The organism is Burkholderia ubonensis, assembly GCF_902833085.1.
GTDB classification, from domain to species: domain Bacteria; phylum Pseudomonadota; class Gammaproteobacteria; order Burkholderiales; family Burkholderiaceae; genus Burkholderia; species Burkholderia ubonensis.
Genome location: NZ_CADFEB010000012.1, coordinates 193,555 through 218,666 on the forward strand (window position 1 = coordinate 193,555; position 25,112 = coordinate 218,666).

Annotated in this window: 23 protein-coding genes and 2 pseudogenes; 13 read left to right on the top strand and 12 right to left on the bottom strand. The window is 67.1% G+C overall.

What is annotated here, in order from left to right:
- Positions 1 to 15: 15 nt before the first annotated feature.
- The 4 genes from aroE to mpl all read right to left on the bottom strand — a co-directional run bounded on the left by aroE (position 16) and on the right by mpl (position 5,043).
- The gene (gene aroE / locus HWX31_RS31015; protein WP_174965126.1) at positions 16 to 879 is read right to left on the bottom strand and encodes a shikimate dehydrogenase; all 864 of its coding nucleotides are present in this window, start codon (positions 877 to 879) and stop codon (positions 16 to 18) included.
- Positions 876 to 2,963 (bottom strand): RNB domain-containing ribonuclease, encoded by a 2,088-nt coding sequence (locus HWX31_RS31020; protein ID WP_174965127.1) that lies wholly within the window; start codon positions 2,961 to 2,963, stop codon positions 876 to 878. Before HWX31_RS31020 ends, aroE begins: the two co-directional genes overlap by 4 nt.
- 83 nt (positions 2,964 to 3,046) lie before the next feature.
- Positions 3,047 to 3,616: a YqiA/YcfP family alpha/beta fold hydrolase gene (locus tag HWX31_RS31025; protein WP_059609300.1), complete on the bottom strand. Its 570-nt coding sequence runs from the start codon at positions 3,614 to 3,616 to the stop codon at positions 3,047 to 3,049.
- Positions 3,613 to 5,043, bottom strand: coding sequence for a UDP-N-acetylmuramate:L-alanyl-gamma-D-glutamyl-meso-diaminopimelate ligase (gene mpl, locus HWX31_RS31030; RefSeq protein ID WP_244143889.1), 1,431 nt, complete (start codon positions 5,041 to 5,043; stop codon positions 3,613 to 3,615). Before mpl ends, HWX31_RS31025 begins: the two co-directional genes overlap by 4 nt.
- Positions 5,044 to 5,231: 188 nt before the next feature.
- Between mpl and HWX31_RS31035 the strand changes: the two genes are divergently transcribed.
- From HWX31_RS31035 to HWX31_RS31085, 11 genes and pseudogenes are all read left to right on the top strand, one after another.
- A complete protein-coding gene (locus tag HWX31_RS31035; RefSeq protein WP_174965129.1) occupies positions 5,232 to 5,876 on the top strand; it encodes a UDP-N-acetylmuramate--alanine ligase in 645 nt (214 codons plus the stop codon).
- Positions 5,877 to 5,883: 7 nt separating this feature from the next.
- Positions 5,884 to 6,432 carry a TlpA family protein disulfide reductase gene (locus HWX31_RS31040; RefSeq protein WP_059760823.1) on the top strand — a complete coding sequence of 183 codons (549 nt, stop codon included), beginning with the start codon at positions 5,884 to 5,886 and terminating at the stop codon, positions 6,430 to 6,432.
- Positions 6,433 to 6,626: 194 nt separating this feature from the next.
- Positions 6,627 to 7,079 (top strand): type II 3-dehydroquinate dehydratase, encoded by a 453-nt coding sequence (aroQ, locus tag HWX31_RS31045; RefSeq protein ID WP_029226401.1) that lies wholly within the window; start codon positions 6,627 to 6,629, stop codon positions 7,077 to 7,079.
- Between the two features lie 65 nt (positions 7,080 to 7,144).
- The gene (gene accB / locus HWX31_RS31050; protein ID WP_174965130.1) at positions 7,145 to 7,618 is read left to right on the top strand and encodes an acetyl-CoA carboxylase biotin carboxyl carrier protein; all 474 of its coding nucleotides are present in this window, start codon (positions 7,145 to 7,147) and stop codon (positions 7,616 to 7,618) included.
- Positions 7,619 to 7,703: 85 nt separating this feature from the next.
- Positions 7,704 to 9,071: an acetyl-CoA carboxylase biotin carboxylase subunit gene (gene accC, locus HWX31_RS31055; RefSeq protein ID WP_059609294.1), complete on the top strand. Its 1,368-nt coding sequence runs from the start codon at positions 7,704 to 7,706 to the stop codon at positions 9,069 to 9,071.
- A gap of 3 nt (positions 9,072 to 9,074) precedes the next feature.
- Complete coding sequence (gene prmA / locus HWX31_RS31060) at positions 9,075 to 9,977, top strand: 50S ribosomal protein L11 methyltransferase (protein ID WP_174965131.1); 903 nt, start codon at positions 9,075 to 9,077, stop codon at positions 9,975 to 9,977.
- Positions 9,978 to 10,022: 45 nt separating this feature from the next.
- A pseudogene (locus HWX31_RS35075) lies at positions 10,023 to 10,088 on the top strand (MJ0042-type zinc finger domain-containing protein); the annotation flags it as partial.
- An 807-nt stretch (positions 10,089 to 10,895) separates the two neighbouring features.
- A pseudogene (locus HWX31_RS31070) lies at positions 10,896 to 12,116 on the top strand (DUF3426 domain-containing protein); the annotation flags it as partial.
- Positions 12,117 to 12,189: 73 nt separating this feature from the next.
- Positions 12,190 to 12,693: a thiol peroxidase gene (gene tpx / locus HWX31_RS31075; protein WP_059760509.1), complete on the top strand. Its 504-nt coding sequence runs from the start codon at positions 12,190 to 12,192 to the stop codon at positions 12,691 to 12,693.
- 86 nt (positions 12,694 to 12,779) lie between these two features.
- Positions 12,780 to 13,718, top strand: coding sequence for a carbohydrate kinase family protein (locus HWX31_RS31080; RefSeq protein WP_059609292.1), 939 nt, complete (start codon positions 12,780 to 12,782; stop codon positions 13,716 to 13,718).
- Positions 13,719 to 13,737: 19 nt separating this feature from the next.
- On the top strand, positions 13,738 to 14,211 hold the full coding sequence (locus tag HWX31_RS31085; protein ID WP_010091280.1) for an outer membrane lipoprotein: 474 nt from the start codon (positions 13,738 to 13,740) through the stop codon (positions 14,209 to 14,211).
- 203 nt (positions 14,212 to 14,414) lie between these two features.
- Here HWX31_RS31085 and HWX31_RS31090 read toward each other — a convergent pair whose 3' ends face one another.
- The 7 genes from HWX31_RS31090 to HWX31_RS31120 all read right to left on the bottom strand — a co-directional run bounded on the left by HWX31_RS31090 (position 14,415) and on the right by HWX31_RS31120 (position 22,316).
- Positions 14,415 to 15,077 carry a histone H1-like DNA-binding protein gene (locus HWX31_RS31090; protein WP_174965132.1) on the bottom strand — a complete coding sequence of 221 codons (663 nt, stop codon included), beginning with the start codon at positions 15,075 to 15,077 and terminating at the stop codon, positions 14,415 to 14,417.
- A gap of 28 nt (positions 15,078 to 15,105) precedes the next feature.
- Positions 15,106 to 15,432, bottom strand: a complete 327-nt coding sequence (locus HWX31_RS31095) for a hypothetical protein (RefSeq protein ID WP_080438427.1) — start codon at positions 15,430 to 15,432, stop codon at positions 15,106 to 15,108.
- Between the two features lie 82 nt (positions 15,433 to 15,514).
- Positions 15,515 to 16,726, bottom strand: coding sequence for a ribonucleotide-diphosphate reductase subunit beta (locus HWX31_RS31100; protein ID WP_010091276.1), 1,212 nt, complete (start codon positions 16,724 to 16,726; stop codon positions 15,515 to 15,517).
- Positions 16,727 to 17,089: 363 nt separating this feature from the next.
- Positions 17,090 to 20,062, bottom strand: a complete 2,973-nt coding sequence (locus tag HWX31_RS31105; protein WP_174965133.1) for a ribonucleoside-diphosphate reductase subunit alpha — start codon at positions 20,060 to 20,062, stop codon at positions 17,090 to 17,092.
- Positions 20,063 to 20,512: 450 nt separating this feature from the next.
- A complete protein-coding gene (gene ampD / locus HWX31_RS31110; RefSeq protein ID WP_174965134.1) occupies positions 20,513 to 21,103 on the bottom strand; it encodes a 1,6-anhydro-N-acetylmuramyl-L-alanine amidase AmpD in 591 nt (196 codons plus the stop codon).
- The gene (locus HWX31_RS31115) at positions 21,100 to 21,405 is read right to left on the bottom strand and encodes a PP0621 family protein (RefSeq protein ID WP_174965135.1); all 306 of its coding nucleotides are present in this window, start codon (positions 21,403 to 21,405) and stop codon (positions 21,100 to 21,102) included. The genes ampD and HWX31_RS31115 overlap by 4 nt, the downstream gene beginning before the upstream one ends.
- A 14-nt stretch (positions 21,406 to 21,419) precedes the next feature.
- Positions 21,420 to 22,316 carry a cytochrome C assembly family protein gene (locus tag HWX31_RS31120; protein WP_174965136.1) on the bottom strand — a complete coding sequence of 299 codons (897 nt, stop codon included), beginning with the start codon at positions 22,314 to 22,316 and terminating at the stop codon, positions 21,420 to 21,422.
- 86 nt (positions 22,317 to 22,402) lie between these two features.
- On the opposite strand from HWX31_RS31120, the gene ffh reads away from it, so the two are divergent.
- On the top strand, positions 22,403 to 23,770 hold the full coding sequence (ffh, locus tag HWX31_RS31125; RefSeq protein ID WP_010091270.1) for a signal recognition particle protein: 1,368 nt from the start codon (positions 22,403 to 22,405) through the stop codon (positions 23,768 to 23,770).
- A 94-nt stretch (positions 23,771 to 23,864) separates the two neighbouring features.
- Complete coding sequence (locus tag HWX31_RS31130) at positions 23,865 to 24,416, top strand: hypoxanthine-guanine phosphoribosyltransferase (RefSeq protein ID WP_042583063.1); 552 nt, start codon at positions 23,865 to 23,867, stop codon at positions 24,414 to 24,416.
- Between the two features lie 78 nt (positions 24,417 to 24,494).
- Here HWX31_RS31130 and HWX31_RS31135 read toward each other — a convergent pair whose 3' ends face one another.
- The gene (locus tag HWX31_RS31135) at positions 24,495 to 25,097 is read right to left on the bottom strand and encodes a MarC family protein (protein ID WP_042583062.1); all 603 of its coding nucleotides are present in this window, start codon (positions 25,095 to 25,097) and stop codon (positions 24,495 to 24,497) included.
- Positions 25,098 to 25,112 lie beyond the last annotated feature (15 nt).

Here is a 25,112-nt window from a genome sequence, read left to right on the forward strand (position 1 = left end):
TGCCGCCGCCTCCGCTCAGTGGGCGGCGAGCGCCTGGCGCAGCGCCGCGAGCACCGGCGCGCTGTCCGGCCGCACGCCGCGCCAGATGAAAAACGATTCGGCCGCCTGCTCGACGAGCATGCCGAGCCCGTCCGCCGCGCGCGCGCCGAGCGACGCCGCATGCTGCATGAACACGGTCGGCTGCGCGCCGTACATCATGTCGTACGCGAGCGTGTCCGGGCCGAACGCGGCCGGGCTGCATTCCGGCAGCGCGGCGTCGAGGCTGCCCGCGGTCGCGTTGACGATCACGTCGTACGGTTCCGCGCGGACCGTGTCCGGGCCGCCGCCCGCGAGCGTGCAGCCCGCGTCGTGCGCCGCCTGCGTGAACTGGCCGACCAGCGCTTCCGCCTTGCTGGCCGTGCGGTTCACGATCGTGATCGACAGCGGCGCGCGCTCGAGCATCGGCAGCACGACGCCGCGCGCGGCGCCGCCCGCGCCGAGCAGCAGGATGCGCGCGCCGGCGAGGCGCACGCCGCGATTCGTCTCGATGTCGCGCACGAGGCCGACGCCGTCGGTGTTGTCGCCGAAGATGCCGTCGGCGTCGAAGCGCAGCGTGTTCACCGCGCCCGCGGCCGCCGCGCGCGGCGACAGCGTGTCGGCGAGCGCGTGCGCGTCCAGCTTGAACGGCACCGTCACGTTCGCGCCGCGTCCGCCTTCGGCGATGAACGCGCGCACGGCGGGCTCGAAGCCGTCGACCGGCGCGAGCCGGTGCTCGTAGACGACCGGCTCGCCGGTCTGCGCGGCGAACTGCGCGTGGATGAACGGCGACTTGCTGTGCGCCACCGGGTTGCCGAACACGACGTAGCGGTCGGGCCCACGCGTCGACGCGGCCGGATTCATGATGCGCGCTCCTCCTCGTTGCCGTTGCTTTCCGCCGCGGCACCATCGCCCTCCGCGGGGCCGGCATCCGCCTCGGCGAGCGCCTCGGCCTCGGATTCCGCCGACGCGTCGCCCGCGTCGAGCAGCACGTCGTCGCCGTTCTCGCCGTCTTCCTCTTCCTCGGCCGCTTCGCCGCTCGGCACGACAGGCGCGTCGAGCACGTTGAGCAGCCGCACCGACGCCTCGATCGTCAGCTCGTCGATCGACATCACGTCGAGCAGCACGCGGGTGCCGCGCGCATGCACGCCGAGCGCCGGCACGTGCAGCAGCAGCGGCACGTCCTCGAGACGCACGAGGTCACCCTTCACGACGCTCGCGACGACCTGCTTCTTGCCCTCCTGGACGAGCCAGCGCAGGCACCAGAAATATTCCATCCGGCGCTGGTAGTCGGCATACGCGGAATAGGTGTCGTCGAAGCCCTGCACGACCGCGTACAGGTCGGCGTCCTTCGGCTTGAACGGCGCGGCGAGCTTCGCGGTGACGCCGTGCTGCACGCATGCGAGCAGCTGCCACTGGTTGACGAGGTCGACGTAGCGGCGCAGCGGCGACGTGCTCCATGCGTACTGCGGCACGCCGAGGCCTTCGTGCGGCGCGGCGCTCGTCTGCATGCGCGTGCGCTTCGGACCCGGCGCGCCGAAGCCCCGCTGCGAGCGATAGATGCCCGGCACCGTGTGGTCGTGCAGGAACGCGCCCCACGTCGAGTTCGCGAGGATCGCGAGCTCCGACACGATCAGGTCGAGCGGCGAGCCGCGCCGGCGCGGCGTGATCGTCACGTGTTCGCCGTCGACGTAGAAGTTGTAGTCGGTGTTGCGCTGCACCTCGCGCTTCAGGCCGTAGCCCGCGCGCGCCAGCTGGCGCTTCTCGAACAGCGCCTGCGCGAGCGGCCACAGCACCGCGATGTCGTCCTTGTGCGGATAGTCGCCGCTGCCGTCGGCGAGCGTCTGTTCGGTGACGAGCTCGTCGAGCGTGTTGTGGCGCAGGTTGTTCTTGACGAACACGAGTTCCGCGCGCGTCTCGTTCGCGACGATCTCCTGCGTATCGCGGTTCACGATGATGTACAGCGACAGCGCCGGGCGGTAGTCGCCCTCCTTCAGCGTGAACACGTCGACCACGTCGTCCGGCAGCATCGTGATCTTGTCGCCGGGCATGTAGACGGTCGACAGGCGCGTGCGCGCGATCGCGTCGACCGCATCGCCGCGCACGATGCCGAGCGCCGGCGCCGCGATGTGCACGCCGATCCGCGCGCGGCCGTCGGCCAGGTGCTCGACCGAGAACGCGTCGTCGATTTCGGTCGTCGTGATGTCGTCGATCGAGAAAGCATTGACGTCGGCGCGCGGCAGGTCGTCCGGCAGGCCGCCGACCGCAACCGGCGGAAAGCCCGTGCCGTGCGGGAAGAATTCGGCGAGGAAGCGCGCCTCGTGCAGCGCGCGCGCCGACGCGATGCCGCCGCAGTCGAGCATCAGCCGCGCCGGCGACACGCCCAGCGCGCCGGCCGCCGCCTCGAGCGCCTTGTATTCGATCGCGTTCTTGTCCGGGCGCGTCAGCAGCCCGAGCACCTTGCCGTCGAACGCGGCGGGCAGCTTGCCGGCCTTCAGCTCTTCCTCGTACTGCGCCTGCACGAGCGCCTGCTGGCGCTTGCGCTCGAGCGACGCGAGCGCCATTTTCAGCTGCTCCTCCGGCGCGCGCTGGTACTGCCCGCGCCCCTTGCGGCGGAAGTACACGGGCGAGCCGTGCAGGCGCAGCACGAGCGCCGCGCGCTCGACCGGGCCGTAGGTTTCGCCGAAGTATTCCGCGGCGAGCGCCGTATACGCGAATTCCTCCGCCGGCGCGCATTCCCACAGGAAATCCAGGTCGATCTCCTGCGCGGCCGCGTCGGCCTGCTGCATCAGCTCGCTCGCGGCCGGCTTCTCGAATTCGATCAGCACGTCCTTCGCGCGCACCTTCGCGCGCCGCCCGCCGGGCAGCTCGACCTGAAACGCGTCGCCCTGGCGCGACAGCACGCTGCCCGCCTTGAAACTGCCCGATTCCTCGAAGAAAACGTTCACTCAGTACTCTCGTTCAGACTGCCGGGCGCCGCCGTCGCACGACGACGCCACGTGATAATGGGATTCGATGGCCTGCGGCCGGCTTACGTCGTCTTCCCGTCGCAAAACGCGAGAACGTCGTCGACGTAGTCGGCAAATTCGCTGATCCCGTGATCGCTGCCGGCGATCACGCGGGTTTTCGCACCGGGGTAATGGGCGAGCATCTCGCGATAGTCGAGCACTTCGTCGCCGGTCGCCGCGAACAGATAGTAGCGCTCGGGACGCGTGATCGCCGCCACGCGCAACGCGTTCAGTTCGTCCAGATGATGCCGCTCGACGACGATCGTGCCGCCGCCGTGCCACAGCGGCTGTTCGCCGAGATACTGCTCCAGGTCGCGCTGCGGCTCGGTGGCGGGATTCAGCACCACCGCCTTCCAGCCGTGCTGCTCGGCGAGCCAGGTCGCGTAATAGCCGCCGAGCGAGCTGCCGATCACCGTCACGTCGCGCGCGCCGGCGACCTCGGCTTGCGCCGCGGCGATCGCCGCGAGCGGCGACATCGACAGCGACGGGCAGCGCCATTCGGCGGTGCGGCCCAGTTCGGCCATGCGCGCGGCGAGCAGCCGCGACTTCATCGATTCCGGCGACGAGCGGAAGCCGTGCAGATACAGGATCACGCGCGGCTCCCGCCGGCGTCGAGCGCATCGAGCAGCTTCTGGTGGACGCCGCCGAAACCGCCGTTGCTCATCACGAGCACGTGGTCACCCGGGCGCGCCACCGCCACGACCGCCTTCACCAGTTGATGAAGGTCGTCGAACGCGTGGGCCTTGTCGCCGAGCGGCGCGAGTGCTTCGCCGAGGTTCCAGCCGAGCGCGTCGCGGCCGGCCGGCGCGCCGTAGCCGAACACGAGGTCGGCATCGGCGAGGCTCGCCGGCAATTGCGACTTCATCACGCCGAGCTTCATCGTGTTCGAACGCGGCTCGAGCACTGCGAGAATGCGGGCATTTTGCTGGCCGATGCGCGCACGAAGGCCGGCGATCGTGGTTTCGATCGCGGTCGGATGGTGCGCGAAGTCGTCGTAGACGGTCACGCCGTTCACGCTGCCGCGCACTTCCATGCGCCGCTTCACGTTGCGGAACGACGCGAGCGAAGCTGCCGCCTGCGCCGGCGGCACGCCGACGTGGCGCGCGGCGGCGATCGCCGCGAGCGCGTTCATCCGGTTGTGCTCGCCCTGCACCTGCCACGCGACTTCGCCGAGCCGCTCGCCGCGCCAGTAGACGGCAAAGCGCTCGTCGACCGGCACGCCGTCCTCGGCCGCCAGCGCCTGCCAGCCGCCGTCGACGCCGAAGCGCTCGACCTCGCTCCAGCAGCCGCGCGCGAGCACGCGTTCGAGCGCGTCCTCGCGGCCGTTCGAGACGAGCCGCCCGACGCCCGGCACGGTGCGCACGAGATGGTGGAATTGCGTCTCGATCGCGGCGAGATCCGGGAAGATGTCGGCGTGATCGAACTCGAGATTGTTCAACACCGCGGTACGCGGCCGGTAATGGACGAACTTCGAGCGCTTGTCGAAGAACGCGGTGTCGTATTCGTCCGCCTCGATCACGAAGAAACTCGAATCGGTCAGCCGCGCCGATACGCCGAAATTCAGCGGCACGCCCCCGATCAGGAAGCCCGGATTCAGGCCCGCGTCCTCGAGCAGCCATGCGAGCATCGACGACGTGGTCGTCTTGCCGTGGGTGCCCGCGACCGCGAGCACCCACTTGCCGGCGAGCACGTGCTCGCCGAGCCACTGCGGGCCCGACACGTACGGCAGGCCGCGATCGAGGATCGCCTCCATCAGCGGGTTGCCGCGCGTCACGACGTTGCCGATCACGAACAGGTCCGGCTTCAGGTCGATCTGTTCGGCGCCGTAGCCCTCGACCAGCTGGATGCCCTGCGCCTCGAGCTGCGTGCTCATCGGCGGATAGACGCCCGCGTCGCAGCCGGTGACCGTATGCCCCGCCGCGCGCGCGAGTACGGCCAGACCGCCCATGAAGGTGCCGCAGATGCCAAGAATATGGATGTGCATAGAAGAATGCTTTCGCGCCGCCGGGGCGCCGTCGATTCGGAAAGTGGATGGGCGAGGCGCCGGACAGGCCGCGCGGCCGGCGCAGGTCGCCGGCCGCTATTGTAACTGACGGCCTGCGGCGCCCGGCGGCCCGTGCGACGCCGGCCGCCGCGGCAGCCGGCAGCCGGCGGCAAGCGGCCGCACCGCCATCGACCGCGGCGTCGATCGAGTATGATTGCCGCATCATGTCTCGCAAACCCTTAGTCGACCCGCGGCGCGTCCGCGAGGAAATTGCCCAGGCCGCCGCGCGCCTGATCGCGGAGGACGGCCTGGACTACGCCGGCGCGAAGCGCAAGGCCGCGCGCCAGCTGCTCGGCGATGCGCGCGTTGCCGGCGAATGGCTGCCGGATAACGACCAGCTCGAGGAGGAACTGCGCGAATATCTCGTGCTGTTCCAGAGCGACACGCAGCCGGACGAACTGCGGCGGCTGCGCGAGGTCGCGCTCGACTGGATGCGTCGGCTCGCCGATTTCAATCCGTACGTGACGGGCGCGGTGCTGAACGGCACCGCGAACGCGCATTCGGACATTCACCTGCAGACGTTTACCGACAACCCGAAGGATGTTGCGATTTCGCTGCTGAACCAGAATGTCCAGTACGACGTGTCCGAAACCCGGCACTTCGCCGGCCGCGGCGACGTCGAGACGCTGAGCTTCCTGTGGCGTGGCCGGCGCGACGACGAGCCGGTCGGCATCCACGTCGCGCTGTATGCGAGCGACGACCTGCGCGGCGCGGTGAAGGCCGACGCGCGCGGCCGGCTGCCGCGCGCCGACGCAACCGCCTTGCGTGCGCTCCTCGCGGCCAGCGACACCTCTTCAGAACCCACTTGATTCGATGATGAACACGAAACGCATGCTGACGCTCGCCGTCGTGGCCGCGGTCGCCGTCGCGGGCGGCCTCGCCGCCGGCCACTGGTTCCGGGGCGGCCCGGCCGAGAACGTCGCCGAGGCGGCGCCCGCCCCGGGCGACGCGGTCGCCCAGCTGTGGGCCGCCGCGCTGACCGACGCCGACGGCAAGCCGGCGACGCTCGCGTCGTTCAAGGGCCAGAAGGTCGTCGTCAATTTCTGGGCGTCATGGTGCGGCCCGTGCGTCCAGGAGATGCCCGAGCTCGTCGCGCTGTCGCACGAATACCGGCAGAAAGGCATCCGTTTCATCGGGATCGGCGTCGATTCCGGACAGAACGTGAAGAATTTCCTGCAGAAGGTGAAGGTCGACTATCCGGTGTTCGTCAGCGGCTATGCCGGGGCCGATCTGGCCCGTAATTTCGGGAACACGGCCGGCGCCCTGCCGTTTACGGTCGTCATCGACGAACATGGCAAAATCCGCGAGACGAAATTAGGACAAATCCAACCCGCGGAGCTGAAAAAGACCCTCGACGCGCTTTGAGCCGCCCGGCGAACGTGCTGCACGTTGTCGGCGATTTGGATAGCGATCGCATCAAATTCGCGTGAATTCGCGAACACTTTGTCCGCGCGCCGGTAAATCTTGCCGGCGCCGCGCGGCTGGCCGTTCGGCGAAACTGGACAAATTTCTCTAAATAGCGCTAAAGTTCGCGCAATTCCGCAGAAATAGAAGCGACCATGACACGATTGCTGGTGCTGCACGGCCCCAACCTGAACCTTCTCGGCACCCGGGAACCGGAGGTGTACGGCCGCGTCACGCTCGCGCAGATCGATCAGGCGCTTGCCGCGCGGGCGCAGGAAGCGGGTGTCGAGCTGACGTCGTTCCAGAGCAACCACGAAGGCGCGCTCGTCGACCGCATCCAGGCCGCGCGGGATGAACAAACCGATTTCATTCTGATCAATCCGGCCGCGTATACGCATACGAGCGTCGCGATCCGGGACGCGCTCGCCGGCGTCGGCATCCCGTTCGTCGAGATTCACCTGTCGAACGTGCACCGCCGCGAAGCGTTCCGGCACCACTCCTACTTTTCCGACCAGGCCGAAGGCGTCATCTGCGGGCTCGGCTGGAAAGGTTACCTGTACGCGCTCGAATACGCGCTCGACAAGCTGCAAGGCGCGTCGCGCGGCTGATTTCACGATCTAGATTCAGCGCCGGCTCCAACCGGCGCTTTCACGTATTGAAAGGGGAATTCCCGATGGATCTTCGTAAGCTGAAAACTCTGATCGACCTCGTCTCCGAATCCGGCATCTCCGAGCTGGAAGTGACGGAAGGCGAAGGCAAGGTGCGCATCGTCAAGAACGCGCCGCCGGTCTACGTGCAGCCGACGGGCGGGTATGCCCCGCAAATCAGCGCGCCCGCGCAGACGGTCGCGCTGCCGGTTGAAAACGCCGCTGCCGCGCCGGCCGCAGGCGCCGCCGCGCCCGCCGTGCCGCAGGGCCACGTCGTGACGTCGCCGATGGTCGGCACGTTCTACCGCGCGCCGTCGCCGGGCGCCGACCCGTTCGCCCAGGTCGGCGACACGGTCAAGGAAGGCCAGACGCTCTGCATCATCGAAGCGATGAAGCTCCTCAACGAGATCGAGTCCGACAAGGCCGGCGTGATCAAGGAAATCCTCGTCGAGAACGGCCAGGCCGTCGAATACGGCCAGCCGCTTTTCGTGATCGGCTAAAGTCCGCCGCGCGGCCGCTGCGCCGCGCGCCGCCGATGCTCTCCAGGCGCCATTCGCGCGCCCCTCGAAGAGACGAATACTCGCTATGTTTGAAAAAATCCTCATTGCCAACCGCGGTGAAATCGCGCTGCGCATTCAGCGCGCGTGCCGCGAGCTCGGCGTCAAGACGGTGGTCGTCTACTCGGAAGCCGACAAGGAAGCCAAGTACGTGCGCCTCGCGGACGAAGCCGTCTGCATCGGCCCGGCCCCGTCGAACCTGAGCTACCTGAACATGCCGGCGCTGATCAGCGCCGCGGAAGTCACCGACGCCGAGGCGATCCACCCCGGCTACGGCTTCCTGTCGGAAAACGCCGACTTCGCGGAACGCGTCGAGCAATCGGGCTTCACGTTCATCGGCCCGCGTCCGGAGACGATCCGCCTGATGGGCGACAAGGTCACAGCGAAGCAGACCATGATCAAGACCGGCGTGCCGTGCGTGCCGGGCTCGGAAGGCGCGTTGCCGGACGATCCGAAGGAGATCGTGAAGATTGCCCGCGCGATCGGCTACCCGGTCATCATCAAGGCGGCGGGCGGCGGCGGCGGCCGCGGGATGCGCGTCGTGCACACCGAGGCGGCGCTCGTCAACGCGGTGAACATGACCCGCGAGGAAGCCGGCCGTGCGTTCGGCAATCCGCAGGTCTACATGGAGAAGTTCCTCGAGAACCCGCGCCACATCGAGATCCAGGTGCTGTCCGACGCGCACAAGAACGCGCTGTGGCTCGGCGAGCGCGACTGCTCGATGCAGCGCCGCCACCAGAAGGTGATCGAGGAAGCGCCGGCGCCCGGCATTCCGCGCCGCCTGATCGACCGGATCGGCGACCGCTGCGCGGACGCGTGCAAGAAGATGGGCTACCTCGGCGCGGGCACGTTCGAGTTCCTGTACGAGAACGGCGAGTTCTACTTCATCGAGATGAACACGCGCGTGCAGGTCGAGCACCCGGTGTCGGAACTGATCACGGGCGTCGACATCGTGCAGGAACAGATCCGCATCGCGGCCGGCGAGAAGCTCACGCTGCGCCAGCGCGACATCCAGTTCCGCGGACATGCGATCGAATGCCGGATCAATGCCGAAGATCCGTTCAAGTTCACGCCGTCGCCGGGCCGGATCACGTCGTGGCACACGCCGGGCGGCCCGGGCGTGCGCGTCGATTCGCACGCCTACAATGGCTATTTCGTGCCGCCGAACTATGATTCGATGATCGGCAAGCTGATCACCTACGGCGCGACCCGCGAGCAGGCGATCAGCCGGATGCGCATCGCACTGTCGGAAATGGTGGTTGAAGGCATCCAGACCAACATCCCGCTGCACCGCGAGCTGATGATCGACTCGAAGTTCGTCGAAGGCGGCACCAGCATCCACTACCTCGAAAACCGGCTCGCGCAGAAGCAGCAGGTCGCACCGGAAGAAGCGTAACGCATGAGCTATCGCGAACTCGTCGTTGAACTGGCCCGGGAGCACGCGGAGGCGCTGTCCGACGCGCTGCTCGAGCTGGGCGCGCTGTCGGTGTCCGTCGAGGACGCCGACGCGGACACGCCTGACGAGCAGCCGCTGTTCGGCGAGCCGGGCCTCGTGCCCGAGCGCACCGCATGGCAGCACTCGCGCGTGATCGCGCTGCTGCCGCCCGAGCACGATCCCGCCGTGCTGCTCGCGGCGGCCGCGAACGACGTCGGCCTTGCGGCGACGCCGGCGTTCAGCGTGCGTGAAGTCGAGGAGCAGGACTGGGTGCGTCTCACGCAATCGCAATTCGAGCCGATTCCGATCGGCGAACGGATCTGGGTCGTGCCGTCGTGGCACGATGCGCCCGATCCCGACGCGCTCGTGCTCGAGCTCGACCCCGGCCTCGCGTTCGGCACCGGCAGCCACCCGACGACGCGCCTCTGCATGGAATGGCTCGAGCAATCGGTGCAGCCCGGCCAGTCGGTGCTCGACTACGGCTGCGGCTCCGGGATTCTCGCGATCCTCGCGAAGAAATGCGGGGCGAACCCCGTCGTCGGCATCGACATCGATCCGCAAGCGGTCGAATCGGCGCGGCACAACAGCGAGCGCAACCGCGCGGACGTCACGTACGGCCTGCCGGACGCGTGCCCTGCCGGCGAATTCGACATCGTCGTCGCCAACATCCTGTCGAATCCGCTGAAACTGATGGCCTCGATGCTCGCGTCGAAGGTAAAGCCGGGCGGACGCATCGCGCTGTCGGGCGTGCTCGCGCGCCAGGCGGACGAAGTCGCGGCCGTCTATGCGCGCTACGTCGACATCTCGGTCTGGCGTGAGCACGAAGGTTGGGTATGCCTTGCCGGAACCCGGCGCGAAAGCCATTAGAATAGCGCTGTCCTTCACTCTGGCCAGCAGGCCGCCCGGCTCGACATGCTTCTTGCGACGCGCTGCCCCCATTGCGAAACCGTCTTCCGCCTGCAGCAGGAACAGCTCGTGCTGCACGGCGGGCTGGTGCGCTGCGGGCATTGCCGGCAAATCTTCGACGCGGCGGAATCGCTCGTCCACGAGCATGCGCCGCAGCCGGAGGCAGCGCTCGCCGGCGATGCGGATCATGAACGCTCTGCCGTGGAGGCAGCCGGTGCTGACCACGCGGCTGCCGTAGAAGCGGCCAGGGTCGAAGCACCTTCGACCAAAGCCACCGATTTCGAAGCGCCTGCTGCCGAAGCGCCTGCTGCCGAAGCGCCTGCTGCCGAAGTCCCTCCGGCCAAGGCATTCGCCGATGAAGCGGCTGCGATCGAATCGCCGGCTGTCGAAGCACCTGCTGCCGAAACGCACGCCGTCGAAGCCCCTCCGGCCAAAGCATTCGCCGATGAAGCGGCTGCGATCGAATCCCCGGCTGCCGAAGCACCTGCTGCCGATACGCCAGCCGTCGAAGCCCCTCCGGCCAAAGCATTCGCCGATGAAGCGGCTGCGATCAAATCTCCGGCTGCCGAAGCACCTGCTGCCGAAACGCCCGCCGTCGAAACCCCTCCGGCCAAAGCACGCGCCGATGAAGCGGCTGCGATCGAATCGCCGGCTGTCGAAGCACCTGCTGCCGAAACGCACGCCGTCGAAGCCCCTCCGGCCAAAGCATTCGCCGATGAAGCGGCTGCGATCGAACCTCCGGCTGCCGAAGCACCTGCTGTCGAAACGCCCGCCGCCGAAACCACTCCGGCCAAAGCACGCGCCGATGAAGCGGCTGCGATCGAATCCCCGGCTGTCGAAGCACCTGCTGCCGAAACGCCCGCCGTCGAAACCACTCCGGCCAAAGCACTCGCCGATGAAGCGGCTGCGATCGAATCTCCGGCTGTCGAAGCACCCGCCGCCGGAACGCCAGCTGCCGCAAGCCCCGCTCCCGAAACCGAAGCGCATCATGCCGCGGACTTGCCCGCTCCCCCCCCGCCGCGGCTGTTCGTCGACAACGCGCCCGGCGAACACGCGACGCATGCCGACTTCCGTCCGGATCACTGGGACATGTGGGCGCCGTGGCTCGACGGCAACGTCGATCCTTCATTGCAGCACAGTGGCCGGAACATCAGCGCCGAACCGCTGATTCCGCTTGCGCTGCCCGACACGAATGCCGCGCACGAAACTGCACCGGGCGTCGTTCGCCTGACTGCAACTCCGGAACCGTCCCCCGGTTCTGCGGCAGCGGCCGCCGCTGCCGCGCAGCCGGCGGCACCGTCGGCGTCCGCGGACCTCGGCCCGGCGGCGGATGACGCACGACACGATGCGCGCGAGCCGCGCCTCGCGTCCGAAGCGCCGTCCGAGACGCGCGAACACGCACCGGCCGCTGACGAACGCGCGCCGCTCGCCTCCGCGCATGACAAGCACGAGCCCCGCTTCGCAGCCGATGCCGACGCCGATCGCGCCGCCACCGGCACGCAGCGCGAACCGCAATTCGCCGCCGGTGTGGCCTCCGAACCGTTCTCGGCCATCCCGGCCGCCGACGACGACCGTCCGCCCTTCACCGTCACGCGCGAGACCCGCGCGCCGCAGCGCCGCGGTCTGCTCGGCGGCTTTTTCGGCGGCCTCGTGGCCGCGATGCTCACCGTGCTGCTGACGCTCCAGCTCGCGTGGTGGCAACGCGAAACGCTGATGATCTACTGGCCGGTCACGCTCGGCTGGTTCCAGCGCGTCTGCGTGCCGCTCGGCTGCACCGTCGCGCCGCCGCGCGCGATCGACGGGCTGCGGCTCGATGCGACCGATCTGCGCCAGATCGACGGCCCGCGCGTGCTCGAGCTGAAGGCACCGCTGACGAACCGCTACCGCGTCGCGCTTGCGTATCCGTCGCTCGAGCTGACGCTGCTCGACGACACCAATCACGTCACCGTGCGCCGCGTGCTCGCCCCGCGCGATTACGTCCGGCCGGGCACGCCGATCAACGCGGGCTTGCCGGCCGGCGCGACGCAGACGATGATCGTCCGCCTCGAGACGAACGGCGCGCCCGCCTCGAATTTCCGCGTCCAGATCTTCTATCCGTGACGCCCCGCGGCGCGCTCACGCGCGCCGGTTTCAACCCGCGCGTCCTGGCGACGCGCTACTTCGGAGCACGAACATGAGCAAAGTTACGCTGGGTGGCAACCCGATCGACATCGCCGGCACGTTCCCGTCCACCGGTTCGCAAGCCCCTGACTTCTCGCTGGTCGGCAAGGACCTCAACGACCTGTCGCTCGCCAGCTTCGCCGGCAAGCGCAAGGTGCTGAACATCGTGCCGAGCCTCGACACCCCGACCTGCGCGACGTCGACCCGCAAGTTCAATGAAGCGGCGTCGTCGCTCGACAACACCGTCGTGATCGTCGTGTCGGCCGACCTGCCGTTCGCGGCGACGCGCTTCTGCACGACCGAAGGCCTCGCGAACGTGCTGACCGCGTCCACGTTCCGCACCGGCCGCGCATTCGCGAACGCGTACGGCGTCGACGTGACGAGCGGTCCGCTGAACGGCCTGACCGCGCGCGCCGTCGTCGTGCTCGACGCGCAGGACAAGGTGATCCACGCGCAGCTCGTCGGCGAGATCAAGGACGAGCCGAACTACGACGCTGCGCTCGCTGCGCTGAAGTAAGCCCTTCCCCCGCTCCCCCTGTCGCGCCGCGCCCTTTCGCGCGGCGCTGTCACGCAGGGTCCCTCATTTCTACAGGAACGCACACCTTGGCTACGCTGATTTGCGGCTCGATCGCCTACGACTCCATCATGACCTTCGAAGGGCGGTTCCGCGAGCACATCCTGCCCGACCAGGTGCACCTCATCAACCTGAGCTTCCTCGTGCCGACGATGCGTCGTGAATTCGGCGGCTGCGCGGGCAACATCGCCTATGCACTGCATCTGCTCGGCGGCGACGCACGGATGATGGGCACGCTCGGCGCGCTCGACGCGCAACCGTATCTCGATCGGCTCGACCGGCTCGGCATGCGCCGCGACCACGTTCGCGTGCTGCCCGACATGCACTCGGCGCACGCGATGATCACGACCGATCTCGACAACAACCAGATCGCGGCATTTCACCCGGGCGCGATGATGCAGTCGCACCTGAACCACGTGGGCGACGCGCCGGACATCACGCTGGCGATCGTCGGCCCGGACGGCTTCGACGGGATGGTGCAGCATACGGAAGAGCTCGCGAAGGCCGGCGTACCGTTCGTGTTCGACCCGGGCCAAGGCCTGCCGCTGTTCGACGGCGCGACGCTGCGTCGCAGCATTGAACTTGCGACCTACGTTGCGGTCAACGACTACGAGGCCAAGCTGGTGAGCGACAAGACGGGATGGTCCGAAGACGAAATCGCCAGCCGGGTCGACGCGCTCGTCATCACGCGCGGCGAGCATGGCGCAACAATCCGCCACAAGCAGGGCGTAGAGCAGGTCCCTGTCGTGCCGGCCGAGCGCATCGCCGATCCGACGGGCTGCGGCGACGCCTTCCGGGGCGGCCTGCTGTACGGCATCGAAAAGGGCCTCGACTGGGCGACCACGGGGCGTCTGGCCAGCCTGATGGGCTCGATCAAGATCGCCCACCAGGGGCCGCAATCCTACTCGCTGACCCGCGCCGAAATCGACACACGCTTCGAGACTGCATTCGGTTACAGTCTCAAATGAATTTTGTGGGAGAGCAATAATGTTGACGAAGAACACCCTCACGCTCACGGCCATGCTGGCTGCCACGCTGACGCTGGCCGGCTGCTTCACGCCGCCGGGCTCGGCCGACGTCTATAGCGTCGGTCAGGCACAGCGCGAACAGACCGTCCGCATGGGCACGGTCGAAAGCGTCCGCGCGGTTCGCATCCAGTCCGAAGGCGGCGGCAGTGCGATCGGCACACTCGGCGGCGGCGCGCTCGGCGCGGTCGCGGGCAGCGCGATCGGCGGCGGCAAGGGCTCGATCATCACGGCGATCGCGGGCGGCCTCGCCGGCGCGGTCGCCGGCAATGCGATCGGCGAAAACCTCAGCACCGCGAACGGTGTGGAAATCACCGTGCGCCTCGACAACGGCGACCTGCGCTCGATCACGCAAGCGGCGAGCGGCGAGGCGTTCCGCGCCGGCGAACGCGTGCGGCTGCTGTCGAGCGGCGGCGTCACGCGCGTCACGCACTAACCGGTATCCTCAGCACGCGGCGCAAGCCGCGGTCGAACGCATGCGCGAAGCTGCGCATGCGTTTTTTTTCGCCCGGCCGTCCCACGCTGCCGCGTGCAGACGAAAAAAATCCCGCCACCCAGACCAGGTGGCGGGACCGATTGAGTAGCGCTACTCAACCCGCGGACACCGCTTGAGTGTCCGGGTGGCAAAGCGATCCGCGATTACGGACGGCTGCCGGTCGGGAACGGCCATGCTGCTGCCGGGTTGAGCGCGGTCTTCACGCCCGATGCCGGTGCAACCGATGCCGTCGACGCGGTCGTCGCCGGTGCGGCCTTCTTCACGACAGCCTTCTTCGGAGCCGCAGCCTTCTTCGCCGGCGCAGCAGCCTTCTTGGCGGGCGCTGCCGCCTTCGCAGCAGCCTTCTTCGCCGGCGCCGCGGTCTTCGCAGCAGCCTTCTTCGCCGGCGCCGCCTTCTTCGCAGCGGCCTTCTTCGCCGGTGCAGCCTTCTTCGCGGCGACCTTCTTCACCGCAACCTTCTTCACCGCAACCTTCTTTGCGGCAACCTTCTTCGCCGGCGCCGCCTTCTTTGCAGCAACCTTCTTCACCGCGACTTTCTTCGCAGCGACTTTCTTTGCAGCAACCTTCTTCACCGCGACTTTCTTCGCGGCGACTTTCTTTGCAGCAACCTTCTTCGTTGCGACCTTCTTCGCAGCAACCTTCTTCGCTGCTGCCTTCTTCGCCGGTGCCGCCTTCTTCGCAGCAACCTTCTTCACGGCGACCTTCTTCGCAGCAACCTTCTTCACTGCAGCGGCCTTCTTCGCCGGTGCAGCAGCCTTCTTCGCAGCTGCCTTCTTCGCAGCCGGTTTCTTCTTGGCAGTAGCCATTTTTTTCTCCTTCAGGTTCAGATGAGAGTCAGTTCAAACTACACCCTTCGTCAAAACCCGCTTCCCGCGGACGCTGTTCAGGACGTGCGCTTCGAAGCGGGCTATTCATCGGCGTACGCGGATACCACACGCTTACGCTAATGAATACGGTATGGCGCGCGTGGCCATCGGGCCTCGCGCGCCAAATCAAGTCGGTGGCCGGCGCGCCACGCGCCGCCACCCCAGATCGCTTGATCAAGCGGACCGCCACACGGCGGTTCGCTTTTTCCGGAGGGAAGTTTGCCCATCCCACTGAAGGGTTCGCAAAGTGCCTGTCATGTCGTTGGGCCGTTAAGGCACCGGGCGTGCTTTGCATCAGGCGTTCTTGCTCCTAAACCTTGCGCCGGCGCCGTGAGGCGGCCGGCTTCTCGTCGTCGTGACGGAGTCGCTGCTGCGGGTCATTCCCAGGACAGCGCGCCCCCCGTCTGATACTCGATCACTCGCGTCTCGAAGAAGTTGCGTTCCTTCTTCAGGTCGATCATCTCGCTCATCCACGGGAACGGGTTTTCCTCGTTCGGGTACAGCGGATCGAGGCCGATCTGCTGGCAACGGCGATTGCAGATGAAGCGCAGATAGCTCTTGAACATCGACGCGTTCAGACCCAGCACGCCGCGCGGCATCGTGTCCTCGGCGTAGCGGTATTCGAGATCGACAGCCTGCTTGAACAGCTCGCGAATCTCCGCGCGGAATTCCGCGGTCCAGAGATGCGGATTCTCGAGCTTGATCTGGTTGATCAGGTCGATGCCGAAATTGCAGTGCATCGACTCGTCGCGCAGGATGTACTGATATTGCTCTGCAGCACCCGTCATCTTGTTCTGGCGGCCGAGCGCGAGGATCTGCGTGAACCCGACATAGAAGAACAGGCCTTCCATGATGCAGGCGAACACGATCAGCGACTTCAGCAGCTTCTGATCCGCTTCGAGCGTGCCGGTCTTGAAGGCCGGGTCCGTCAGCGTATGGATGAACGGGATCAGGAATTCGTCCTTCGCACGGATCGACGCGACCTCGTGGTACGCGTTGAAGATCTCGCCTTCGTCGAGACCGAGCGATTCGACAATATATTGGTACGCGTGCGTGTGGATCGCCTCTTCGAACGCCTGGCGCAGCAGGAACTGCCGGCACTCGGGCGCCGTGATGTGGCGGTACGTGCCGAGCACGATGTTGTTCGCCGCCAGCGAATCGGCCGTCACGAAGAAGCCGAGGTTACGCTTGACGATGCGGCGCTCGTCCTCGGTCAGCCCGTTCGGATCCTTCCACAGAGCGATGTCGCGGGACATGTTGATTTCCTGCGGCATCCAGTGGTTCGCGCAACCGGCCAGATACTTTTCCCACGCCCACTTGTATTTGAACGGCACCAGCTGATTGACGTCAGTCTGGCCGTTGATGATGCGCTTGTCGGCGACATTCACGCGCGCTTCCGAACCGGCAGCGGGAGCAGCCGATGCGTGCGGTGCGACCGCGAGATCGCCTTCGAAAATGTCACGAGCCTGTTGGGCGGCAGGCGCTGCAGCCTGCATTCCGACAGCCATTCCTGCGGGGGTGCGCATCGCGTTCTGCTGCGCTCCGCTCGCGGGAGTTACGGCAGTCTTCTCGTCATCCCAGTTGAGCATAAATTCTCACCATCAATTTAGAACGGTTTGTACCATCTTTTCCTGAGCGATAAAAGGGCTCGCTCACGAAAAATCCCTTTTTCGATTCGCGTTGCGACCTCGATACAACACTTTGAGCAACGCTTCGTCGTTCATGCAGCGCGCGACGTGTGTCGCACATGTATCGCGAGGTGCGCTCGACGCATCGAACGCGGATCGAAACGTGACGCCGTCGGGGCTGCTTCGATCGCTTGTCACTGCCTGCAACGCGCTTGCCGCGTTACAGATTCCTTATCATTTTTTTAGTTGAGAGCGGCGCGCACTTCAACCTTTATCGGTTGCCGTGCGCGCCGCCCGGAGCCCTGCCGAGTCAGTCGCGCCGCGTTACTGGCACGCTTCGCACTCGTCGAAGCCCGGGTCGCCCGGACGCATCATGCATACCGGACCTTCCGCCTCGACCGGCGCCGCATTCACCGTGCCCGCTGCCGACGCTTCGCCGCCCGTTGCACCGAAGCCGCCCGCCGCGCCCTGCGCACCGCCTGCACCACCGCTCGTCGGCACCGCGTTCAGCGCGCCGTGCGCGACCGTCGACTTCTCGACGTGCGTCGCCGCCATCGTGCGCAGGTAGTACGTCGTCTTCAGGCCGCGCAGCCATGCGAGCTTGTAGACCTCGTCGAGCTTCTTGCCCGATGCGCCGCCCATGTAGATGTTCAGCGACTGCGCCTGGTCGATCCACTTCTGACGGCGCGACGCCGCCTCGACCAGCCACGTCGGATCGACCTCGAATGCGGTCGCGTAGATCGCGCGCAGGTCGGCCGGAACGCGGTCGATGCGCGACAGCATGCCGTCGAAGTACTTCAGGTCGGCGACCATCACCTCGTCCCACAGGCCGCGCTCCTTCAGGTCGCGCACCAGGTACTCGTTGACCACCGTGAACTCGCCCGACAGGTTCGACTTCACGTACAGGTTCTGGAAGGTCGGCTCGATGCATGCCGACACGCCGATGATGTTCGAGATCGTCGCCGTCGGCGCGATCGCGACGCAGTTCGAGTTGCGCATCCCGTGCGCGGCGATCCGCGAACGCAGCTCCGACCAGTCGAGCGACTCGGACGTGTCGACCTCGACATAGCCGCCGCGGGCTTCCGTCAGCAGCTTCAGCGTGTCCTGCGGGAGGATGCCGCGATCCCACAGCGAGCCGCGGTAGCTCGAGTAGCGGCCGCGCTCCTCGGCCAGCTCGGTCGACGCGTAGTACGCGTAGTAGCAGACCGCTTCCATCGAGCGGTCGGCGAACTCGACCGCCGCTTGCGACGCATACGGCGTGCGCAGCAGGTGCAGGCAGTCCTGGAAGCCCATGATGCCCATGCCGACCGGGCGGTGCTTCAGGTTCGAGTTACGCGCCTTCGGCACCGCGTAGTAGTTGATGTCGATCACGTTGTCGAGCATGCGCATCGCGACGCTGACCGTGCGCTTCAGCTTGTCGTGGTCGAGCGCGTAGCTGCCGTCCGCCTGCTTCACGAGGTGGGCGACCAGGTTCACCGAGCCCAGATTGCAGACCGCGATCTCGGTGTCGCTGGTGTTCAGCGTGATTTCCGTGCACAGGTTCGACGAGTGGACGACGCCGACGTGCTGCTGCGGCGAGCGCACGTTGCACGGATCCTTGAACGTGATCCACGGGTGGCCCGTTTCGAACAGCATGCCGAGCATCTTGCGCCAGAGCTGCTGCGCCGGGATCTTCTTGAACAGCTTGATCTCGCCGCGAGCGACCTTGTCCTCGTACGCCGTGTAGGCCGTCTCGAACGCGGCGCCGAACTTGTCGTGCAGGTCCGGGCAGGTCGACGGCGAGAACAGCGTCCAGTCAGCGCCTTCCATCACGCGCTTCATGAACAGGTCGGGAATCCAGTTCGCCGTGTTCATGTCGTGCGTGCGGCGGCGATCGTCGCCGGTGTTCTTGCGCAGCTCGAGGAATTCCTCGATGTCGAGGTGCCAGGATTCCAGGTACGCGCAGACCGCGCCCTTGCGCTTGCCGCCCTGGTTGACCGCGACCGCGGTGTCGTTGACGACCTTCAGGAACGGGACCACGCCTTGCGACTTGCCGTTCGTACCCTTGATATGCGAGCCGAGCGCACGCACGCGGGTCCAGTCGTTGCCGAGGCCGCCGGCGAACTTCGACAGCAGCGCGTTTTCCTTCAGCGCCTCATAGATGCCGTCCAGGTCGTCCGCGACCGTCGTCAGGTAGCACGACGACAGCTGCGAGCGGTGGGTGCCCGAGTTGAACAGCGTCGGCGTCGAGCTCATGAAGTCGAAGCTCGACAGCACGTTGTAGAACTCGATCGCGCGCGCTTCGCGGTCGATCTCGTTCAGCGAGAGGCCCATCGCGACGCGCATGAAGAACGCCTGCGGCATTTCGATGCGGCTGCCGTCGACGTGCAGGAAGTAGCGGTCGTACAGCGTCTGCAGGCCGAGGTAGCCGAACTGCAGGTCGCGGCTCGCGTCGAGCGCGTCGCCGAGGCGCTTCAGGTCGAACTGCAGCAGCTTGTCGTCGAGCAGCCCGGCGTCGACGCCGCGCTTCAGGAATTGCGGGAAGTACTCCGTGTAGCGGGCCGACATCTCGGCCTGGATCACTTCCTCGCCGAGGATCTCGCGACGGATCGTGTGCAGCAGGATGCGTGCCGTGACCTGGCTGTATGCCGGGTCCTTCTCGATCATCGTGCGTGCGGCCAGGATTGCCGAGTCGTAGACCTGGCTCATCGGCACGCCGTCGTACAGGTTCTTCACCGTCTCCGCGACGATCGGGTCAGGGTTAACCGCAGCGCCGAGGCCGTCGCATGCGGACACGATCAGCGCGCGCAGCGCGTTCAGGTCCAGCGGACGGGTCACGCCGTTGTCGACGACGTTGATGCCGCCGCTCGATTCGACCGCCGGCGCTTCCTCGCCCGCGTGCTGGCGCTCGAGGTGACGCTTTTCGCGATACAGCACGTACGCACGCGCGACGTTGTGCTCGCCGCCGCGCATCAGCGCGAGCTCGACCTGGTCCTGGATGTCCTCGATATGGAACGTGCCGCCGTTCGGACGGCTGCGCACGAGCGCACGCACCACGTTGTGCGTCAGCTGCTCGACCAGCTCGCGCACGCGTGCCGAGGCCGCGCCCTGCCCGCCGTTCACGGCCAGGAAAGCCTTGGTCACCGCGATCGCGATCTTCGACGGCTCGAACGACACCACGCTGCCGTTGCGGCGGATCACCTTGTAGTCGGCGAACGTGGCCTGCGGCGCGAGCGCCTGCGCGCCTTGTTCGGTCCCGCCGAGAGGGCGGCTCGATGCGCTCTCGTATTGGGACGTCGCGTTGTCGGTGGTTTGCATGTGCAAAGCTCCTGGTGTTGGGTGATGCGGGGGGAACCGCGGATTAAAACGATCGCTGCGCAATGCGGTGCGCGAGCGGTAAGACGCGAGCGACGCGTCGAGGGGGCCGGTTCGGTCGTCGTGATGCACGTGATCCGGCCTGGTGCTTCGTCATGTGTCCTGCGCCCCGTCGACACTTGCTGCGCTGATCGCGACGCCCGGACCGCCGGCCTGACGCGTCGCCCTGAGAACTCTTTCCGCCGGCGTTGCCCGCCGGTCCGTGCCGTCCGGGTTTTCCCCGCGGCACACACTATATCTAGTGCAGAACTGCTCAATCGGCACCAAGTATAGTGGACATTCGAACCACGTCCAACCAGAGAATTTGCGATAGAGCCCTTGACATCGCGAACGGTCAGACGCGACAAGGCATTCGCCGGAAAAATAGTTCCCGCGCGTCAAAAAACCCCGCGATCAGTGCTGCCGGAAAGGAAAGTATTCGGCGGAAAAGCCTGCATCGCTTGCAAAGCGTTGCCAATCGAAGTGCGGGCCGGGGTCGGTCTTGCGGCCCGGCGCGACGTCGGAATGACCGGCGAACGCGTCGACCGGATAGCGGGCTGCGAGCCCGCGCGCGAGCGTGCCGAGCGTCGCGTACTGGGCGGCTTCGAACGGCACGTCGTCCGCGCCTTCGAGCTCGATGCCGATCGAGAAATCGTTGCAGCGCGGCCGGCCGAAGAACTCGGACGTGCCCGCGTGCCATGCTCGCTCGTCGCACGACACGAACTGCACGAGTTCGCCGTCGCGACGGATCAGGAAGTGCGCGGACACCCGCACGCCGCGCAGGTGGGCCTGGTAATAGGGGTGCGCGTCGCAGTCGAGACGATTCAGGAACAGCGCCTCGATCGCGTCGCCGCCGAATTCGCCGGGGGGCAGGCTGATGTTGTGAACGACGACGAGCGTCGGCACCGCACCGGCGGGCCGCGCCTCGAAGTTCGGCGACGGCGCATGGCGCGCATCGCGCACCCAGCCGTTCGCGTCGATCGACAGGAACTGCGCGCCGCTCATCGCGTGCCGCGGTCGTCCGCACGCGCGGCGTGGCGCTGCGCGTGCTCGGCGCTGCAGAAATACTCGCCGCCCGCGACGACCGCGTCGCCCTTCGGCGCGTGCACGCCGCACTCGGCGCAGCGCACCATCGGCTCGGGAAGCGGCTGCGCGCCGCCCGGGCGCGCGGCGCCGCCGTAGCCTTGCGCACCGGCGCCCGCTTCGCGACCGGCGCCCTGCCCGGTCCGCGCCTGCGCCTGGCGCAGCTTGCGCGCGACCCACGAGGTCGCGAAGAACACGAGGATGAGGAGAAGAATCTGTCGCATCGGGAATCAGCCGGTCAAACCACGGAGCGGTGCAGCAGCACCTCGAAAACGAACCGGCTGCCGACATACGCGAGCAACAGCGCGGCGAACGACACGAGCACCCAACGCGCGGCGCCCCGCCCGCGCCAGCCCGACGTCCTGCGCGCGACCAGCAGCCCGCCGAACATCAGCCAGGACAGGATCGCGAACACGGTCTTGTGGTCGAGCCGCATCGCGCGCGCGTCGATCTGCTCGCTGAACAGGATCCCGGACGCGAGCGTCAGCGTGAGCAGCACGAAGCCCGCGCCGATCAGGCGGAACAGCAGCTTCTCGAGCGTGAGCAGCGGCGGCAGCGTCTCGAGCCAGCTCGCGATCCAGCCCGTCGAGCCGTCGCGCCCGCCGCTGCGCAGCGACTGCAGGCGCCGCTCGACCATCAGCATCAGGACCGCGTGCAGCGCCGCGATCGCGAACAGGCCGTACGCGATGTTCGCGATCAGGAAGTGCAGCTTGAACAACGGCGCTGCGGCATAAGGCAGCACCCGCACGCCGCCGAACACCAGCGGCAGCAGCGACGCGCCGCACGCGAGCGGCAGCACGAGCAGCCGCAGGCTGTCGAGCGGGAAGAAGAAGCTCTCGATCCAGTAGATGCCGGCGCCGAGCCAGAACATCGCGGACAGCGCGAACGCGAAGCCGAACACCATCGCGTCGTGCGGGAAGATCGTCATGTGCAGCAGCACGCCATGCGCGACGAGCGCGCCAAACAGCAGCGTGCGGCCGGGCCCGCTCATCCCGGAGGCGGCGGAAGCCGGAACCGGCACGGCCGGCACGCTCGCCACGAGCGGCGAGCCCGCGCCCTGACGGTGCGTGCGCCAGCCGGCAACGGCGAGGCCGCCGTACAGGAATGCGGTGAGGGCATACAGTACAATATCCATGTTCGAAGTTTACACTAGGCCCCCTTCCCGCGACGGCTCCCTTGTTGAGTTCCGCCGCCTTCGGGCCCCACTGTCCATCGCTCCCCATGCTCGACAATCTCACTCAACGGATGGCGCGCGTCGTCAAGACGCTGCGCGGCGAGGCCCGGCTCACCGAGGCGAACACCCAGGAGATGCTCCGCGAGGTGCGCCTCGCGCTGCTCGAGGCCGACGTCGCGCTGCCCGTCGTCCGCGAATTCATCGCCAAGGTCAAGGAAAAAGCCCTCGGCGAGGAAGTGATCAGCAGCCTGTCGCCGGGCCAGGCGCTCGTCGGCGTGGTCCAGAAGGAGCTGACCGCCGTGATCGGCGGCGACTACGAGGGCAAGGCCGCCGAGCTGAACCTCGCCGTCACGCCGCCCGCGGTGATCCTGATGGCCGGCCTGCAGGGCGCGGGCAAGACGACCACCGCCGGCAAGCTCGCGAAGCTGCTGCGCGAGAAGTACAAGAAGAAAGTGTTGACGGTGTCGTGCGACGTGTACCGCCCCGCCGCGATCATGCAGCTGAAAACGGTGAGCGAACAGGTCGGCGCCGATTTCTTCCCGTCGACGCCGGACCAGAAGCCGGTCGATATCGCGCTCGCCGCGGTCGACTGGGCGAAGCGCCACTACCATGACGTGCTGATCGTCGACACGGCGGGGCGTCTCGGCATCGACGAAGCGATGATGCAGGAGATCGCCGCGCTGCACGCCACGCTGAAGCCGGCCGAAACGCTGTTCGTCGTCGACGCGATGCTCGGCCAGGATGCGGTCAACACCGCGAAGGCGTTCAACGACGCGCTGCCGCTCACCGGCGTCGTGCTGACCAAGCTCGACGGCGACTCGCGCGGCGGCGCCGCGCTGTCGGTGCGCCACATCACCGGCAAGCCGATCAAGTTCGTCGGTGTCGCCGAGAAGCTCGACGGCCTCGAGATCTTCCACCCGGACCGGATGGCGAACCGGATCCTCGGCATGGGCGACATCCTCGCGCTCGTCGAGGAAGCGCAGCGCGGCGTCGACGTGCAGGCCGCGCAGAAGCTCGCCGACAAGGTGAAGAAAGGCGGCGACTTCGACCTGAACGATTTCCGTGCGCAGATCTCGCAGATGAAGAACATGGGCGGCCTGTCGTCGCTGATGGACAAGCTGCCCGCGCAGTTCCAGCAGGCGGCGGCCGGCGCCGACATGGGCCAGGCCGAAAAGCAGATCCGCCGGATGGAAGGCATCATCAGCTCGATGACGCCCGCCGAGCGCGCGAAACCCGAGATCATCAAGGCGACGCGCAAGCGCCGCATTGCCGCCGGCGCGGGCGTGCCGGTGCAGGAAGTCAACCGGATGCTGAACCAGTACGACCAGATGCGTACGATGATGAAGAAGCTGAAGGGCGGCAACATGCAGAAGATGATGCGCGGCCTGAAGGGCATGATGCCCGGCCTGCGCTGATTCCGCCCGTCGGCCGGCGCGCGGGTTTTTGCTGTAGCGCGCGCCGCCCGATCTGCTTCATTCTTATTTGTATACCGACTGCCCGCCAGAACTCATGAACCGCGAAGAAGCCCTCCACATTTTCGAACACTCCGAAGAGATCGTCTCGGCGGACGCCGTCAACGCGTCGATCGCCCGGATGGCCGAAGCGATCCGCGCCGAGATCGGCGACGCGTTCCCGCTCGTCCTCTCGGTGATGGGCGGCGCCGCGGTGTTTACCGGGATGCTGCTGCCGCATCTCGATTTCCCGCTGGAATTCGACTACATCCACCTGACCCGCTACCGCAACACGACGCAGGGCAGCCCGGAGATGCACTGGCGCGTCGCGCCGCGCGAATCGGTGAAGGACCGCATCGTGCTCGTGCTCGACGACATCCTCGACGAAGGCGAGACGATGGCCGCGATCCGCGACCGCATTCTGGACATGGGCGCGACGCGCTTCATGTCCGCCGTGCTGTGCGAGAAGACGCTCACGAAGGCCAAGCCGCTGCACCCGGATTTCTGCGGCTTCGCCGTGCCCGACCGCTACGTGTTCGGCTGCGGAATGGACGCGAAGGGCTACTGGCGCAACCTGCCGACGATCCGCGCACTGACCGCGAACGCCTGACGCCCGCGCGGTCCGCATAAAGAAAGCGGCGCTCCGGTTCTTCCGGAGCGCCGCTTTTTACGTTGGGGCGTCGCCGTGCTACAGCTGGTGCACGAATACGCGAATGCCGCCCAGCATCATCTCGACCGAGATCGCGACGAGCACGAGGCCCATCAGCCGCTCGAATGCGGCGACCGTCCGCTCGCCGAGCCATTGCTGGATCCGCTCGGCCAGCACCAGCGTGACCGCGCAGACGATCATCGTGACCGTCAGCGCGCCCGCCCACTCGAGCATCTTGCCGGGCGCCTGCGACGTCAGCAGCATCACCGTCGCGAGCGCCGACGGTCCGGCCAGCGCCGGAATCGCCAGCGGCACGATGAACGGCTCGCCGCCGGCGCGCGGATCGTTGCCGAGCGCGCCGTCCGGATGCGGGAAGATCATCCGCAGCGCGATCAGGAACAGCACGATGCCGCCGCCGATGCGCAGCGACAGGTCGGTGAGGTTCATCATCCGCAGGAAGCGGTCGCCCACGACCATGAAGAACAGCAGGATCACGAACGCGATCCCCACTTCGCGCAGGATCAGCTTCACGCGCCGCTCGCGCGGCACACTCCGCATCGCCGAGATGAACAGCGGAATGTTGCCGAGCGGATCGGTGATCAGCAGAAGGAGCACGGTGGCCGACAGGAAGGTGTATTCCACCGTGTCCCCCGGTCG